This window comes from Vreelandella stevensii S18214 (assembly GCF_000275725.1).
Classification (GTDB): Bacteria; Pseudomonadota; Gammaproteobacteria; order Pseudomonadales; family Halomonadaceae; genus Vreelandella; species Vreelandella stevensii.
The window spans coordinates 43,293-58,639 of record NZ_AJTS01000020.1 but is presented as its reverse complement, the minus strand read 5'-3'; the positions used below and the strand labels follow the sequence as shown (position 1 = coordinate 58,639).

13 protein-coding genes and 1 pseudogene are annotated in these 15,347 nt (G+C 63.5%); 7 read left to right on the top strand and 7 right to left on the bottom strand.

Annotation, left to right across the window (positions count from 1 at the left end):
* Positions 1-4: 4 nt before the first annotated feature.
* From HSS18214_RS0103485 to HSS18214_RS0103465, 5 genes are all read right to left on the bottom strand, one after another.
* Entirely contained in the window at positions 5-826 is an 822-nt protein-coding gene (locus tag HSS18214_RS0103485; protein ID WP_016913916.1) for an ABC transporter ATP-binding protein, read from the bottom strand.
* The gene (locus HSS18214_RS0103480; protein ID WP_016913915.1) at positions 820-1,932 is read right to left on the bottom strand and encodes an MlaE family ABC transporter permease; all 1,113 of its coding nucleotides are present in this window, start codon (positions 1,930-1,932) and stop codon (positions 820-822) included. The genes HSS18214_RS0103485 and HSS18214_RS0103480 overlap by 7 nt, the downstream gene beginning before the upstream one ends.
* An 84-nt stretch (positions 1,933-2,016) precedes the next feature.
* Positions 2,017-2,838 (bottom strand): IclR family transcriptional regulator, encoded by an 822-nt coding sequence (locus HSS18214_RS0103475; protein ID WP_016913914.1) that lies wholly within the window; start codon positions 2,836-2,838, stop codon positions 2,017-2,019.
* A gap of 101 nt (positions 2,839-2,939) precedes the next feature.
* Positions 2,940-4,148 carry a 3-oxoadipyl-CoA thiolase gene (locus tag HSS18214_RS0103470; RefSeq protein ID WP_016913913.1) on the bottom strand — a complete coding sequence of 403 codons (1,209 nt, stop codon included), beginning with the start codon at positions 4,146-4,148 and terminating at the stop codon, positions 2,940-2,942.
* A gap of 46 nt (positions 4,149-4,194) precedes the next feature.
* Positions 4,195-5,727, bottom strand: coding sequence for a 3-hydroxyacyl-CoA dehydrogenase (locus HSS18214_RS0103465; protein WP_016913912.1), 1,533 nt, complete (start codon positions 5,725-5,727; stop codon positions 4,195-4,197).
* Between the two features lie 242 nt (positions 5,728-5,969).
* Here HSS18214_RS0103465 and HSS18214_RS0103460 point away from each other — a divergent pair, with 242 nt between their 5' ends.
* From HSS18214_RS0103460 to HSS18214_RS0103430, 7 genes and pseudogenes are all read left to right on the top strand, one after another.
* Complete coding sequence (locus HSS18214_RS0103460) at positions 5,970-7,121, top strand: acyl-CoA dehydrogenase family protein (protein WP_016913911.1); 1,152 nt, start codon at positions 5,970-5,972, stop codon at positions 7,119-7,121.
* Positions 7,121-8,722: a class I adenylate-forming enzyme family protein gene (locus HSS18214_RS0103455; RefSeq protein ID WP_016913910.1), complete on the top strand. Its 1,602-nt coding sequence runs from the start codon at positions 7,121-7,123 to the stop codon at positions 8,720-8,722. The genes HSS18214_RS0103460 and HSS18214_RS0103455 overlap by 1 nt, the downstream gene beginning before the upstream one ends.
* Entirely contained in the window at positions 8,719-9,177 is a 459-nt protein-coding gene (locus HSS18214_RS0103450; protein WP_016913909.1) for a PaaI family thioesterase, read from the top strand. The genes HSS18214_RS0103455 and HSS18214_RS0103450 overlap by 4 nt, the downstream gene beginning before the upstream one ends.
* Entirely contained in the window at positions 9,174-10,559 is a 1,386-nt protein-coding gene (locus tag HSS18214_RS0103445; protein WP_016913908.1) for a hypothetical protein, read from the top strand. The genes HSS18214_RS0103450 and HSS18214_RS0103445 overlap by 4 nt, the downstream gene beginning before the upstream one ends.
* A 148-nt stretch (positions 10,560-10,707) precedes the next feature.
* Positions 10,708-11,458: pseudogene (locus HSS18214_RS17810) on the top strand (electron transfer flavoprotein subunit beta/FixA family protein).
* A gap of 40 nt (positions 11,459-11,498) precedes the next feature.
* Positions 11,499-12,425, top strand: a complete 927-nt coding sequence (locus HSS18214_RS0103435; RefSeq protein ID WP_016913907.1) for an electron transfer flavoprotein subunit alpha/FixB family protein — start codon at positions 11,499-11,501, stop codon at positions 12,423-12,425.
* A 70-nt stretch (positions 12,426-12,495) separates the two neighbouring features.
* Positions 12,496-13,455, top strand: coding sequence for an NAD(P)H-dependent flavin oxidoreductase (locus HSS18214_RS0103430; protein ID WP_016913906.1), 960 nt, complete (start codon positions 12,496-12,498; stop codon positions 13,453-13,455).
* On the opposite strand, the gene HSS18214_RS0103425 is transcribed toward HSS18214_RS0103430, so the two are convergent.
* Both HSS18214_RS0103425 and HSS18214_RS0103420 read right to left on the bottom strand, forming a co-directional pair.
* Complete coding sequence (locus HSS18214_RS0103425; protein WP_016913905.1) at positions 13,437-14,216, bottom strand: enoyl-CoA hydratase/isomerase family protein; 780 nt, start codon at positions 14,214-14,216, stop codon at positions 13,437-13,439. The two genes, HSS18214_RS0103430 and HSS18214_RS0103425, sit on opposite strands and share 19 nt — an antisense overlap.
* 10 nt (positions 14,217-14,226) lie before the next feature.
* Complete coding sequence (locus HSS18214_RS0103420; protein ID WP_016913904.1) at positions 14,227-15,345, bottom strand: acyl-CoA dehydrogenase family protein; 1,119 nt, start codon at positions 15,343-15,345, stop codon at positions 14,227-14,229.
* Positions 15,346-15,347 lie beyond the last annotated feature (2 nt).

Below are 15,347 nucleotides of genomic sequence, written 5' to 3'. Positions count from 1 at the left end.
TGTCTCACTCCTCGCGGGAAGTCGGTTCAGCAGAGCGCTGCGCGGCGCGTCCACGGGGGCCATTGAAATAGTCCTGTATCCACTCGTCGTCGGTCTGGGCGACTTTCTCCAGGGTGTCGGCCACCAGCACGCGCTTCTGGGATAACACCGCGACGCGGTCGCAGGCGGCGTAGAGCGTGTCCAGGTCGTGGGTGACCAGAAAGACGCTGAACCCCAGGGCGTCTCTCAAGGTGACCAGCAGCTGATCGAAGGCGGCGGCCCCAATCGGGTCCAGCCCGGCGGTGGGTTCGTCGAGAAACAGAATGTCAGGGTCCAGGGCCAGGGCGCGAGCCAGCGCGGCGCGCTTGACCATGCCCCCCGACAGCGACTCGGGGAACTGTCGCGCCGCCTGCGGGGGCAGGCCGACCAGCGCCAGCTTGATGCGCGCCAGGTACTCGGCTTCTTCTCGGGACAGTTTAGCGTGCTCGATGAGGGGGAGCGCGACGTTTTCCTGTAGCGTCAGCGAGCTGAACAGGGCGCCACGCTGGAAAAGCACGCCAAACCGCCGTTCGACCTGGCTGCGCTCGGCATCGCTCAGCTCGTCGAGCCGGTTGCCTAGCACGTCGATGTGACCTCCATCGGGCTTCTTGAGACCGACGATACTGCGTAGCAGTACGGATTTGCCGGTGCCCGACCCGCCGACCACGCCGAGAATTTCACCGCGCTGCAGCGTCAGGTCGAGGTCTTCGTGGACCACGTGGCTTCCAAAGCGGTTGACCAGCCCCTCGACGGTGATGGCCGCGTGGTCGTCTCGGTCATCGGGTGTCTTGTGGTGTTCCTTTACCATCCCATCTCCATGAAAAAGAGTGCCGCCAGGGCGTCCAGTAGAATCACCATGAAAATGGATTGTACGACGCTGGAGGTCGTATGGGTGCCCACGGACTGGGCACTGCCGCTGACCTTGAAGCCTTCCAGGCAGCCAATCACGGCAATCACGAAAGCAAACACCGGGGCCTTGCTCATGCCCACCAGAAAATGCGTCACCGAGACGTCGTTCTGGAGCGTGTCCATGAATTGGGTCAGGGAGATATCCAGCGAGAGGGTGGCGACCATGGCGCCACCGACCAGGCCACTGAGCATGCCGACGAAGGCCAGCAGGGGCAGGCTGATCAGCATGGCCATGACCCGGGGCAGCACCAGCAGCTCGATGGGGTCCAGCCCTTGGGTTTTGAGGGCGTCGATCTCCTCGTTGGATTTCATGGCCCCCAACTGCGCCGTGAAGGCGCTGGCAGTACGCCCCGCCAGCAGAATGGCCGCCAGCAGCACGCCGAATTCACGCAGGAAGGAAAACGCCACCAGGTCGATGGTGTACACCGTGGCCCCAAAGTCTTCCAGCACCGTGGCCCCGAGAAAGGCCACCACGGCCCCCACCATGAAGGTCAATAGGGCCACGATGGGCACGGCATTCAGGCCACTTTGCTGCACATGGGCCACCGTAGCGGTGATGCGCCAGCGGCTGGGCCGAAACACGAGCGGGGCGAAGGCCGCCAGCACCAGACCGATGAACCCCAGCAGTTGACGCTGCTGAGACCACAAACCGCTCATCTGCTGACCGATGGAAGCCAGCGCTTCGCTGACGCGAGAGGCGCGCGGTTGGTCATTTTCCAGCGGGGATGCCATGGCCTCGGCCAGACGCATCAGCAGAGCTTGCTGCGCGTCCGGTAGCTCGCTGGCCCACTCATTTACCTGCTTGGCGTTGTCAACGCCTACCAGCTCGATGACCAGCGCGGCGCCCGCCGTGTCCAGTTTGTCGAAGCCGGGCAGCTGGATAGACGCTTCAGAGACCTCCTGCTGTCGATTCAGCGTGTCTCTCAAGGCCGAATAGTGGCGAAGCGTCCATTCCCCGTGCAGCGCTATGTGATCATCGTGTTGCGTGACCCACTCGTTTGGCATCCCTGCTCCCCATGTGCCGACAAGGCGATTAATGCTCCATGATGCATTCAAACGAGCGTTAATGAAAGGTCGCCGGCAACGGGATTAACGTGAAGCCCCATATTTGGGGGCGAGTTCCTGCTTGATGCGGGCAGCGACCTCCTTGAGTCGTGGGCCAAGATTGTTGACCAGGCGATCATGATCCAGCCGCAGGCTGGAGCCGCCACAGTTGATGGCCATGACTTCCGCACCATCTTCCAGAATCAGTGGCATCGCCACCGCGCTGATATCCCGCTGCCAATCCTGTTCGGAGAGGCAGAAGCCGTATTCGGCATAGTCGCGCAGGCTCTGTTCGATGCCCGCCTGCAGGCGGGGCCAGTCGCTGCCATGAAACGCGGCCAGCTCTTGCATCACCTGATGGCGACGCTCGCCAGGCAGGCCGCATAGCCACGCGCGCCCAATGGCCGACGTGGCGATGGGCAGCCGGGAGCCCACGTCCAGGCGAATGATCAGCGGGCCGTGGCCATGGCAGGTTTCCAGATACACCATGTCGCTGCGGTCGGCGCTGCCCAGGCTGACGTTACAGTCGGTGGCATCGGCAAACTGCTGCAAGTGGGGGCGGGCGACTTCGCGTATCCCCATGTTGGCCAGAAAGCGGTAGCCCAGTGCCAGCACCCCTGGCCCCAGGCGGTACTTTTCCAGATGGCGGTTATGCTGCAAGTAGCCAAGCTGGGTCAGCGTGTAGGTCAGCCGTGACACCGTGGGGCGGGGAATGCGGGTGCGATTGGAGAGCTCCGCATTGCCCAAGTACTCCTCGCCCGTTCCAAAGGCGCGGAGCAGTTCCAGCCCACGCGCCAGCGCGGTGACGAAGTTGCGGTCTTTTTCGGAGGGTTGCGGCTCATCAGCAGCGGCGTCGGTGGGTTCCATCAAGCGTCTCGGCTAATCGTTCATTGAGTAGCAAGTATCGCATACCTGCGCTGGGGCGATGCAAAGCGTGATGACAAAGTGCCATCAACGCTTGGCCTGCGTCAGCGCTCCAGGCGCTCGATGATGGTGGCAATGCCCTGACCCACGCCGATACACATGGTCACCAGCGCATAGCGCCCGCCGGTGGCTTCCAGCTGGCGCAGGGCCGTGAGGGCCAAGCGCGCGCCCGAGGCACCCAGCGGATGGCCGATGGCAATGGCGCCGCCGTTGGCGTTCAGGCGTGGGTCATCGGCGGAAAGCCCGAGCTGCTGAACGCAGCCCAGCACCTGCACCGCAAAGGCCTCATTGATTTCGATGACGTCCATCTGTGCCAGCTCAAGGCCTGCCCGGGCCAGCGCTTTTTGCGACGCGGGCACCGGCCCCAGGCCCATCACCCGAGGGGCAACGCCCGCCACGGCGCTGGCCACGATACGGGCGCGGGGGGCAATTCCGGCACGCTCGCCCGCAGCCAAGGTGCCGACGATCAGCGCCGCGGCGCCGTCGTTCAACCCGGAAGCGTTGCCTGCGGTCACGACGCCGTTGTCGAACAGCGCACCCAGCCTGGCCAGTTTCTCTTCGGTGCTTTCCGGCCTGGGGTGCTCGTCCTTGTCCACCATCAGTGGCGGCTGTTTGCGCCCCTGGGGCACTTCGACGCCGAACATCTCGCCGTCATAAAAACCGTTGGCCAAAGCCTGGGCGTAGCGAGCCTGGGAGCGGGCGGCAAAAGCGTCGCTGGCGTCGCGGCCAATGTTCAGGTCGTGGGCGATGTTATCGGCGGTTTCCGGCATGCTGTGGCTGCCGTACTCTTTGGCAAGCCACGGGTTGGGGAAGCGCGAGCCAATCACGGTATCGAACATGGGCTGATTGCGCGCGTAGGGAGAGTCGGCTTTGCCCAGCACGTAGGGCGCACGCGACATGGACTCGACTCCGCCCGCCAGGAACAGCTCGCCTTCGCCCAGACGCGCCGCCCGGGCGGCGTCCATCATGGCGGCCAGGCCGCTGCCGCACAGCCGGTTGACCGTCTGTCCCGCGACGTCGATGGGCAGGCCCGCCAGCAGCGCCCCGTGGCGGGCCACGTTGCGAGAGTCTTCACCCGCCTGGTTGGTGCAGCCCGCCAGCACTTCTTCGTAGCTTTCAGGGGCAAACGGATTGCGCGCCACCAGCGCTTTTAATGTCAATCCCAGTAACTCATCCGGGCGAATGGCCGCCAGGCTGCCGCCATGGCGGCCAAAAGGGGTGCGTAATCCGTCGTAGATATAGGCGTCTTGCATGGTTGTTCTCCTTGTTTGGGTGAGCCGTATTGGTAACTGGGGGGTGTCAGCCCGTTGGCCCGTTCGTCAGGGACATGCCTAGCGCAGCGCGGCGGCGCAGCCACGGGCTGGGGCGGTAGCGGGGGTCGCCGGTGGCGTCCAGCAGGTTGTGCAAAATGGTCAGGATGCGCGAGGCGCCGTAGTGGTCGCCCATGCGTAGCGGACCGAACGGATAGCCCAAACCGAGTTCTACCGCTCGGTCGATGGTGGCAGGCGCTGCGACCCCTTGCTGAGCGATATCTGCCCCGACATTGACGATGCAGGCCACCACCCGCTGCAGCACGAAGCCATTGCTGTCCTGAAGTGTGCTGACCGGCGTGCCATCGGCATTGAGCAGGCTGGCTGCGGCCTCAATGAGGCTGGCGCGGGTCACGGGCGACGCCATCAGACTGCGGCGTTTTTCAAGCCCTGCCAGCATGTCCACCGCCACGCACTGCTCGGCGTTCAGGCCCTGGCGCAGGGCGCACTGGGTGGTGTCTTCACCCAGCGGCGTCAACAGGCACAGCGCCTCGGGGGAAGGCTGCTGCCCGCTCTCCAGCGGCCAGCCTGCAGCTTCGACCAGCTCGGCAAGCTGAGCGGCGCTGTCCGGGTCCTCCTGGCTGATCCATACCGGGCAAGCAGGCGTCGCTTGGCGGGGGCGCTCTTCTGGCATCTGCTGCTGGCCCTCCACGTAGCGGTAGAAGCCTTCGCCGGTCTTGCGCCCCAGCAGCCCCGCCGAAAGCCGCTGGCGGGTCAGGGGTGAGGGCCGAAAGCGCGGCTCTTCATAATATTGGTGGTACACCGATTCCATCACCGCATGGGAAACGTCGAGACCGGTCAGGTCCAGCAGCGTGAACGGCCCCATGCGAAAGCCGCCCTGGTCGACCATGATGCGGTCAATGGTGGCGGGGTCGGCCACGCTCTCGCTCAGAATACGCAGCGCTTCGGTGCCAAAGGCGCGCCCGGCATGATTGACCAGAAAACCGGGGGTGTCGGTGGCCTGGGCGGTGAAGTGGCCCATGGCAGACCCCAGCGCATCGACCCGCTGGGTAACGCTGTGATCCGTTCTCAGCCCTGGAATCACCTCGACGATTTTCATCAGCGGTACCGGGTTGAAGAAGTGAAAGCCAATCACCCGTTCCGGGTGCTGGCAGGCGGCCGCAATCGCGGTCACCGACAGCGAAGAGGTGTTGGTGGCCAGCACGGCATCCTGGCGAACGATGCTCTCCAAATCGCCAAACAACCCCTGTTTGGCGTCCAGCTTCTCGACAATGGCTTCGACGACGATGTCGCAAGGGGCCAGGGCGGCGAGGTCGCGGGCCTCGACCAGTCGCTCGCCATACTGCTCGGCCTGAACCTGGGTCATTCGCTGCTTGTCGGCGCTGCGCTGCCATAATCCTTGAATAAAGGCTTTCGCTTCCGCCACCGCGCCTTCCTTGACATCAAATAGCATGACCTTCAGACCCGCCTGCGCGGCGAGCTGGGCTATGCCTCTCCCCATGGCCCCCGTGCCGACAATGCCGAGGGTGGTGAACGAATGGGCGATTGGGTCATTGGACATGGATCAACATCCTCGCTACGAGCGTTTTTGTTCTGCATTGCAAAATAGTATTTCGTTTATTGACTGCCATCCTAGGCTATGCAAAAGTGCCTGACAAGAGAGTGAGCGCTGGTTTCGCCATGCAAAACAACCAGGCGAGGCAGTGTGCCGGGCAGAGGTGTCGATCACCGATAAAGCGCATTGGCAGGCATCACTGCCCCGGAAACGCCAACCATAAAAATATCGTTGCCCCAGGAGCCGTCATGATCCGTGATCCCGAACTGCTGAATCAGTTGGTTGATACCATTGCCCGTTTCGTCCGGGAGCGTTTGATTCCCAATGAAGCCAGGCTGGCCGAAGAGGATGCAGTGCCGCCCGAGATCCTGGCCGAGATGAAGGAGATGGGGCTGTTCGGCCTGTCGATTCCCGAAGAGTACGGCGGCCTCGGGCTCACCATGGAAGAGGAAGCTTTGGTAGCCATGGAGATCGGCAAGACCTCCCCGGCGTTTCGTTCGGTGTTTGGTACCAACAACGGCATCGGCGCCCAGGGGATCTTGATCGATGGCACCGATGCCCAGAAAGCCAAGTACGTGCCGCGGCTGGCCACCGGCGAGATTCTCAGCTCGTTCTGCCTCACCGAGCCCGACTCTGGGTCGGATGCTGCCAGCCTGCGCACCACCGCCGTTCGCGATGGCGACCACTACCTCTTGAACGGCACCAAGCGCTATATCACCAACGGCCCGGAAGCCGACCTGTTCACCGTGATGGCGCGTACCGACCCGGACAACAAAAGCGCAGGCGGTATCTCGGCGTTTATCGTTGAGGGCGATACGCCAGGCCTGATTCGTGGCCCGGCAGATAACAAGATGGGCCAGAAGGGCGCGCATACCTGCGATATCATTTTCGACAACTGCCGGGTGCCCGCTGAGAACATCATTGGCGGTCAAGAGGGCCAGGGCTTCAAGACTGCCATGAAGGTGCTCGACCGTGGGCGGCTGCATATCTCTGCGGTGTGCGTGGGCGTGGCCGAACGGCTAGTGGAAGAGTCGCTGCGCTACACCATGGAGCGCAAGCAGTTTGGCGCGCCGCTGGCAGAGCACCAGCTGGTGCAGGCAATGCTGGCGGATAGCAAGACCGAGGCCTATGCGGGCAAAACCATGGTGATGGACGCCGCCAGACGCAAGGACGATGGCGAGAACGTCTCCACCCTGGCCTCCTGCTGCAAACTGTTCTGTGCCGAAATGGTCGGCCGCGTGGCCGACCGGGCCGTGCAGGTTCATGGCGGAGCAGGTTACATGTCGGAATACGCCGTAGAGCGCTTTTATCGCGATGTGCGTCTGTTCCGCATCTATGAAGGAACGACGCAGATCCAGCAGCTGGTGATCGCGCGCAACATGGTGCGGGAGGCGTCCTGATGGCTCTGTCGGTCCCTTACCAAGCGCCAGACGAGACGATCTTTGGTCGCTTAGCGAGCGAACTGCTGGCGGAGCTACCCGAGCGCTTGAGCACCCGCGTGCTGGAAAACGCTCGGCGCCTGGCGGATCACCCCGCGCTGGTGGATGGCAGCGTCCGCTGGAGCTACGCCGAGCTGGGCCAGGAGATTCGGGCCGCCTGCGAGTGGCTGGGCGCCTTGGGCGTGCGCCCCGGCGACCGGATCATGACGGTCAGTGAAAACTGTCGGGCACTGGTGGTGTTGCTGTTGGCCGCCAGTGAACTGGACGTCTGGGTAGCCATCGTCAACTCGCGCTTGTCGGCGCAAGAGGTGGACGCGATTCGCGGGAATTGCCAGCCTCGACGTATCTTCTATACCTGCGAAGCCTCTGCCGAGGCGGTTCAACACGCCCAGCGCCACGCAGCCGACCGTTACCAGCACCCTCAACTGGGTAGCCTGGCCATTTCGCCACTCTGCGATAGTGAGCCCGAGCCCGTAGAAGCCAGCGGTGCCGAACAGGTGGCGGCGATGATCTACACCTCGGGCACCACTGGCACGCCAAAAGGCGTGATGCTCACCCATCGTGGCATTCTGTATATCGCCTCGATTTCCGGCGGCATGCGCCATCTCAACGAAGGGCAGCGGGTGTATGGCGTGCTGCCCATGTCCCATGTGTTTGGCCTTTCGTCGGTGTGCATGGGCTCGCTGTACAACGGGGCTTGCCTGTATACCGTACCGCGCTTCGAGGCGCCGCACCTGCTGGCCACTTTGAAGGATGAGCGCATTACCGTACTGCAGGGGGTGCCCGCCATGTACGCTCGGGCGCTGGAGTACCTGAAGCGCGAGCAGCGGGCGTTGGAAGCACCGGCGCTCATTTATATCTCGGCAGGCGGTTCACCCTTGGACAGCGATACCAAGACCCGGGTCGAAGCCGCGTTTGGTCTGACCCTGCACAATGGCTATGGCCTCACCGAAGCCAGCCCGACCATCAGCCAGACGCGTATCGACGACCGCCACCAGAACAGCACCGTGGGCCGGGTGCTGCCGCTGCTGGAGTATCGGTTGGAGCCCTTGGGCAGTCACGGCACCACCGAGAACGCAGGAGAAGAAGTGGGCGAGCTCTGGGTGCGTGGCCCCAACGTCATGAAAGGCTATTTCCGCCAGCCGGAGGCGACCCGCGCCACCCTGACGGAAGATGGCTGGCTCAATACCGGTGACATCGCCAGGCTGGATCACGACGATCGGCTCTATATCGTCGGCCGCAGCAAAGAGCTGATCATCCGTTCGGGCTTCAATATCTACCCGCCGGACGTTGAAGCGGTGATCAACGAGCACCCGGCAGTCACCCTGACCGCCGTGGTGGGGCGGCAGGTGGCGGGCAATGAGGAAGTGGTGGCGTTCGTGCAGTGCGAGCCGGGTATCGAGGTCGATATGGCCGAACTCAAAGCTTTCATTGCCGAACGGCTGGCGCCCTACAAGCGGCCGACTCAAATTGTCTTGATGGAATCACTGCCTTCCACTGCCAGCGGGAAAATTTTGAAAGGGCGGCTGCGGGATCTGGCCCAGCAGGAGAGCGCCTCATGAGCGAAACAGACACGACCACACCCCAGGCGCTGATGGGCTATCACGAATTGCTGGGGATGCACGTAGTCGAGTGGCAAGAGGGGCGCGCGGTGGTGGAACTCACCATCGAGCCCAAGCACCTGAACCGCAGCGGCAACGTCCACGGCGGCGTGCTGGCCTCGATGCTGGATAGTGCGCTGAGCCTGGCGGGCCTGCACTGCGATGTGCCGGGCAACATTCGTCGTGGCATGACGCTTTCTCTGACCACCACCTTCGTGGGGCCCGCCCGGCAGGGCGTATTGCGCGCCACGGGCACTCTGCGCGGGGGCGGCCAAAAGACCTACATGACCAGCGGTGACATCGTCGATGACCAGGGCCGCCTCGTGGCCATGGGTGAGGGGTCGTTTCGCCGCCGCAGCGGCAGCGAGTCGGCTCACGGCATGCCGGACCCACAGGCGGAGGAGCCAAACGAGTGAGCCCAGCCCGTGTGCGGGTCTCCTGTCTGCTGCTGGTAACACTGGCCACCCTGATCCATCTGGTAGGGGGCAGCGTGCTGTGGCAGGCCGTGGGCATTATCGCGCTGCTGCTCTACCTGGCGACCCTGCGGGGCCAGTTGACGCGTATGGCCAAGGGGCTGCTGTGTGCAGCGGGCCTTCTGAGTTTGCTGGCGCTGTGGCGCTCGCCAACCCCCGGCCAACTGCTGTTCGAGGCAAGTGGACGCTTTGCGTTCTTTGCCACTTTCGTGGTGGCGCTCAGTATGCTCAGGTTGCCCGCCTATCGTTCCCGTCTGGTGCGCCGCTGTGGCCAGAGCATGCTGCTTCAGCCCCCGGGCCGCCGCTACCCGATTCTCTCGCTGGGGTCGGCGCTGTTTGGGATCATTCTGAACATTGGCGTGCTCAACCTGTTTGCCGCCATGATCGAAAAGAGCAATACCTTGAGCGCCGCCCAAGGCCGTACCTGGGTGCAGCAGGCGCGCCAGCGTCGTATGATGCTGGCGTTATTGCGCGGCTTTTCGCTGGCCCCGCTGATTTCGCCCATGGGCATTGGGGTGGCCGTGGTGCTTTCCAGTCTTCCCCAGGTCACCTGGCTACAGCTAGCCCCTTACATTCTGGGAGCGGCTGGGCTGATTTTCATGGCGGGCTGGGCGGTGGATTACCTGACGGGTCCGCATCCGCCCGCCAACAAGTCCTCCGTTTCCCCCTCGCTACGCCCTCTGGCCCAGTTCAGTGTGCTGCTGATCGGCATCGTGGCACTGGTGTTTTCGCTGGCCTGGCTGCTCGACGTGCGCCTGCCGATTGCCGCACTGCTGGGAGCCCCCAGCGGGGCGCTGCTATGGCTTGCCTGGCAGCGGCGTCGGCTGGGTTACGCCGGGCTGCCTGCGGCGCTAACGGCGGTTCATCGCCAGCTCCCCTGGCTGCTGTCGCCCAGCGCCAACGAGATCGTGGTGCTGGGGGCGGCGGGCTATCTGGGGCATCTGTGTGTGGGCCTGGTGGATACCCAACAGCTTGGGCCGCTGCTGGCGGTGCTCGGCCCGCTGGGCACCTTCAACGCAGTCCTGGCGATGCTGATGGTCGTGGGGCTGGCGCAAATAGGCGTCAACCCTATCGTCACCGTGACGCTGCTGGTGGGCCTGCTGCCCACTCTGGACATCCCTGGGCTGACACCAGCGCTGATCGGGGCGTCGTTGATGGTGGGTTGGGCACTGGCGCTGATGTCGTCGCCCATGACGGCGTCGATGCTGATTCTGTCGCGCTTTACCGGCGTGCCCGCGACCCGCATTGGCTATCGCTGGAATGGGCGTTTTTTGGTGGCGTCGATTCCGCTACTGGCGCTCTGGTTTGGCTGGTCGCCGTTTTAGCAGGCGCTCGTTGTCTGAAACGCTTGACCTTTGGCAGGCGTTTTTTTATTGTTCTTTTTATAAAGTGAAATATTATTTTACTATGCGGAATTAAGCCTAAAAGCTGAAGAGCTAAAAAGCTGATGATTCAATCGTGGGAGCATGCCTTATGAAAATCCTCGTCGCGGTAAAACGCGTCATCGACTACAACGTCAAGATCCGCGTCAAGGCGGATCACTCCGATGTGGATCTGACCAACGTCAAGATGGCCATGAACCCCTTCTGCGAAATTGCCGTAGAAGAAGCCGTGCGCCTGAAAGAGAAGGGCGTAGCCACCGAGGTCGTGGCCGTGACGGTAGGCCCCAAGGCTGCCCAGGAGCAGCTGCGCACCGCGCTGGCGCTGGGTGCTGATCGCGCCATCCACATCGAGACCGACGAGCGTGTCGAATCGCTGGCGGTGGCCAAACTGCTGGCCAAGGTGGTGGATGAAGAGCAGCCTGGTCTGGTGATCCTCGGCAAACAGGCCATCGACACCGACAACAACCAGACCGGCCAGATGCTGGCAGCCCTCACTAACCTGCCGCAAGGCACGTTTGCTTCGGAAGTGGCGGTAGACGGCGACAAGGTCAACGTGACCCGTGAAATCGACGGCGGCCTGCAAACCGTCGCCCTCACGCTGCCCGCCATCGTCCACCACCGACCTGCGCCTCAATGAGCCGCGCTACGCCAAGCTGCCGGACATCATGAAGGCCAAGAAAAAGCCGCTGGACGTCAAGACCCCCGCCGACTATGGGGTCGAGGTCGCGTCGAACGTCACGCTGCTCAAGGTCGAGTCACCCGCCGAGCGCAAGGGCGGTATCAAGGTCGCCTCGGTGGACGAGCTGATCGACAAACTGAAAAACGAAGCCAAGGTGCTTTGACAACGTGCTTAGATAACGCGCTTTGAAAGGAACTGATCTCATGAGCATTCTGGTACTTGCCGACCTGCATGACGGCCAACTGGCCAGCGCCACCGCCCACGTCGTGGCAGCCGCCCAGGCGATCGGTGGCGATATCGACGTGCTGGTCGCCGGTGAAGGCGTCCAGGCCGCCGCCGAAGCCGCCGCGACACTCGACGGCGTGAGCAAGGTGCGCGTGGCAGACAACGCCGTCTACGCCCATCAGCTAGCCGAGCCCATGGGCGCGCTGCTGGTCGCCCTGGCCGACGACTACACCCACGTGCTGACCAGCGCCTCCACCACCGGCAAGAACGTGCTGCCCCGGCTGGCCGCGCTGAAAGACGTCAGCCAACTGTCGGAAGTGATTGGCGTCGAGAGCGCCGACACCTTCCTGCGCCCGATCTACGCCGGTAACGCCATCGCCACGGTGAAAAGCGACGACCCGCTGAAAGTTATCACCGTGCGTACCACCGCCTTCGATGCGGTAGGCAGCGGCGGTAGCGCCAGCGTGGACGCCGTGGACGTGGTCGTCGACAACGCCCAGTCCCGTTTCGTGAAGCAGGAGCTGGCCCAGAGCGACCGCCCGGAGCTCGGCGGTGCCAGGGTCGTCATCTCCGGCGGCCGTGGCATGGGCAACGGCGAAAACTTCAAACTGCTGGACGGCATTGCCGACAAGCTGGGCGCCGCCATTGGCGCGTCTCGTGCGGCGGTAGACGCGGGCTTCGTGCCCAACGACATGCAGGTGGGCCAGACCGGCAAGATCGTCGCCCCCGAGCTTTACATTGCCGTGGGCATCAGCGGCGCGATTCAGCACCTGGCGGGGATGAAAGATTCCAAAGTGATCGTGGCGATCAACAAGGACGAAGAGGCCCCGATCTTCCAGGTAGCCGACTACGGCCTGGTGGGGGATCTGTTCGAGATCCTGCCGGAGCTGGAGAGCAAGCTGTAAACCTCCTCTAAAAAGCCCCGAAAGGGGCTTTTTTCGCTTCCAGCTTTTAATAACAATTAGCGAGTAGCTTATGCTGACCCAACTGACTGCCTCAATGACGCTGCCGGTCATCGGCTCTCCCATGTTCATCGTTTCCGGCCCTGAGCTGGTCATTGCCCAGTGTCAGGCGGGGATTATTGGCGCGTTTCCGGCGCTGAACGCCAGGCCTGCGGAAGTGCTTCGGGAGTGGCTGCAGCAGATTATCGCGACGCTGGACGCCTATAACGCTCAGCACCCACAGCAGCCCGCGGCACCGTTTGCGGTGAATCAGATCGTGCACCCCACCAATGACCGCCTGGACCACGATGTAGCGCTGTGCGCAGAGTTCAAGGTGCCGCTGATCATCACCAGCCTGCATGCGCCCAACCGGGTGGTCGAGCAGGTACACGCCTACGGTGGTCTGGTGTTTCACGATGTGACGACGATCAGGCACGCCCAAAAAGCCATCGATGCCGGAGTGGATGGGCTGATTCTGGTGTGCCATGGCGCAGGCGGCCATGCGGGGCGGCTCAACCCCTTCGCCTTCGTGGTCGAGGTTCGGCAGTTCTACGATGGGCCTCTGGTGCTGGCGGGTGCGATTACCAAAGGCGAGCAGATCGCCGCCGCGCAGGCGCTGGGCGTGGACATGGTGTACATGGGCACGCGCTTCATTGCTACCCGGGAAGCCAATGCCCAGCCTGCTTATAAGCAGATGGTGCTGGAGGCTGCTGCCGGGGATATCGTCTACACCAACCTGTTTACCGGCGTGCACGGCAACTATCTTCGCCAGAGCATCGAGCTGGCCGGGCTGGACCCGAATGCGCTGCCCGAGGGCGACAAGAGCGCCATGCGCTATGGATCAGGTGGCAGCAGCAAAGCCAAGGCATGGCGGGATATTTGGGGCGCAGGGCAGGGGGTGGGCGGTATCACGACGCTCAACAGCGTGGCCGATGAAGTGGCCACCCTGCGAGTGGATTACCAACAAGCACGGGATCAGCTGCGACGGCGCTGACGAAAGGCGGCCACGCGCGCTTGAAAATCCTCCGTGGCTTTACAGGCATCCTGCAGCGAGCCTTCCAGCGTCAAGGTGTCGTCGAGCGACAGGTTGGCTGCCTGTCGCAAGGCGCGTTTGGTGGTTCCCAGCGCCTGGGGAGGTTGCGCCACCAGCGCCTGCGCCAGCCCTCGGGCTTCCGCTAGCACCTGATCATCCTCCACCACTCGATTGGCCAGACCCAGCGCCACGCAGCGCTCGGCGTCGATGGGGGTGGCCAGCGCCGCCATTTCAAAGGCCTGGGCATGACCCAGCTTGCGCACCAAATGCCAGCATGCGCCGCCATCAGGAATCAGGCCAATATTGATGAAAGCCAGCTTCAGGTACGCCGAGCGGCCCATGACCACCATGTCGCTGGCCAGCACATAGGAGACGCCAATCCCCGCAGCGGCACCGCTGACCGCTGCGATCACCGGTTTCTCCATGGTCATCATGGTGCGCAGCGCAGGAAGAAAGAGCGTCGCCAGCCGCTCGCTGGCGGGCTGTGTGGAGGCTTTCTCGAACTCTGCCAGCTCGGCACCGGCGCAGAAGGCGCTGCCTTCGCCGCTGAGAATCACACAGCGCACCTGTGAGTCTGCCGCCGCCCTGGCAAGGGCTTCGTTGAGTGCCAGGGCCGTGGGCTCGTTGAGGGCATTGCGCACCGCTGGGCGCGCAATGGTGATGTGGGCAATACCGTCTGCCGTTGGGTGGACCCGTACCAGCGGCGTGGCTTGCTGACTCATATTCGGCTCCTCAGGCGGCGTCCAGCTGTTCGCTCAGCGTTTCGAGGTGGAAGTCGCTATCGCCCAGGTAGTGATCGAACATGACCAGGTGCTTGGCATAGTGGGCCACGTAGCACTCTTCGGTCATGCCCATGCCGCCGTGCAGCTGAATGGCCTGTTCGGCAATGAAACGCGCTGATTCACCGCAGTACGCCTTGGCCGCGGCCAGCTTTGCATCCCGTTCCTGGGCGGGCAGCGAGAGGCTGGTGGCGGCAAGAATCGCCATGGAGCGCGACTGCTCCAGGTGCAGGTGCATGTCCACCATGCGGTGCTGCAGCGCCTGAAACGTGGCCAGCGGCAGGCCAAATTGCTTGCGCTCTTTCAGGTACGCTAGCGTCTGGTCGCAGGCGGTTTCCATGGCGCCGATGGCGTCGGCGCACAGCGCTGCCCGGCCCAGGGCCAATACCTCTGCCAGTGCCTCACCGGCGTCTTCGCTCAGGCAGTGCTCCAGCGGCAGGGCCACGTCGTCCAGCATCAGGTCACCGGCAGGCTGGTCATCCATGGTGCGATAGGTGCGCTGCGAAACGCCCTGGGCATCGGCAGGCACGATGAACACGCCTAACTGGCCATTGGGCAGTTGGGCGGTGACCAGCGTGGCGGCGGCATTGGCCAGGTTCATGACCACGTCCTTGCGGCCATTGAGCAGCCACTGGCCGTTGTGCTGGCGCGCGTGGGTCGATATATCGAACGCGTCATAGCGGGCGGCGTGCTCTTGCCAGGCCAGGGCAAGCTGGTGCTCGCCTTCCAGCAGCGGCGCCAGCCAGCGCGCCTGCTGTGCTGGACTGCCGCATAGCGCCAGCAGTTGCCCCGGCATGACCAGCCCAAACAGGTAGGCTTCCGGGACCAGGCCGCGCCCCAGTGCCTGCATGATGATCATCAGGTCGGTGCCGTCGCCGCCCAGCCCTCCCACGTCTTCGCTGAACGGCATATGCAGCAGCCCCAGTTCGGCAAAGGTGCGCCACAGGGGGCTGGCGGCGTGTGACGGCGCTTCCAGCAGGGCGCGGCGTTGTTCAGGGGATACCTGGTCGGCCACCAGGCGTGTCAGTGTCTCTTCGAGCATGCGCTGCTCGTCGGTGAGTGCGAAATCCATGA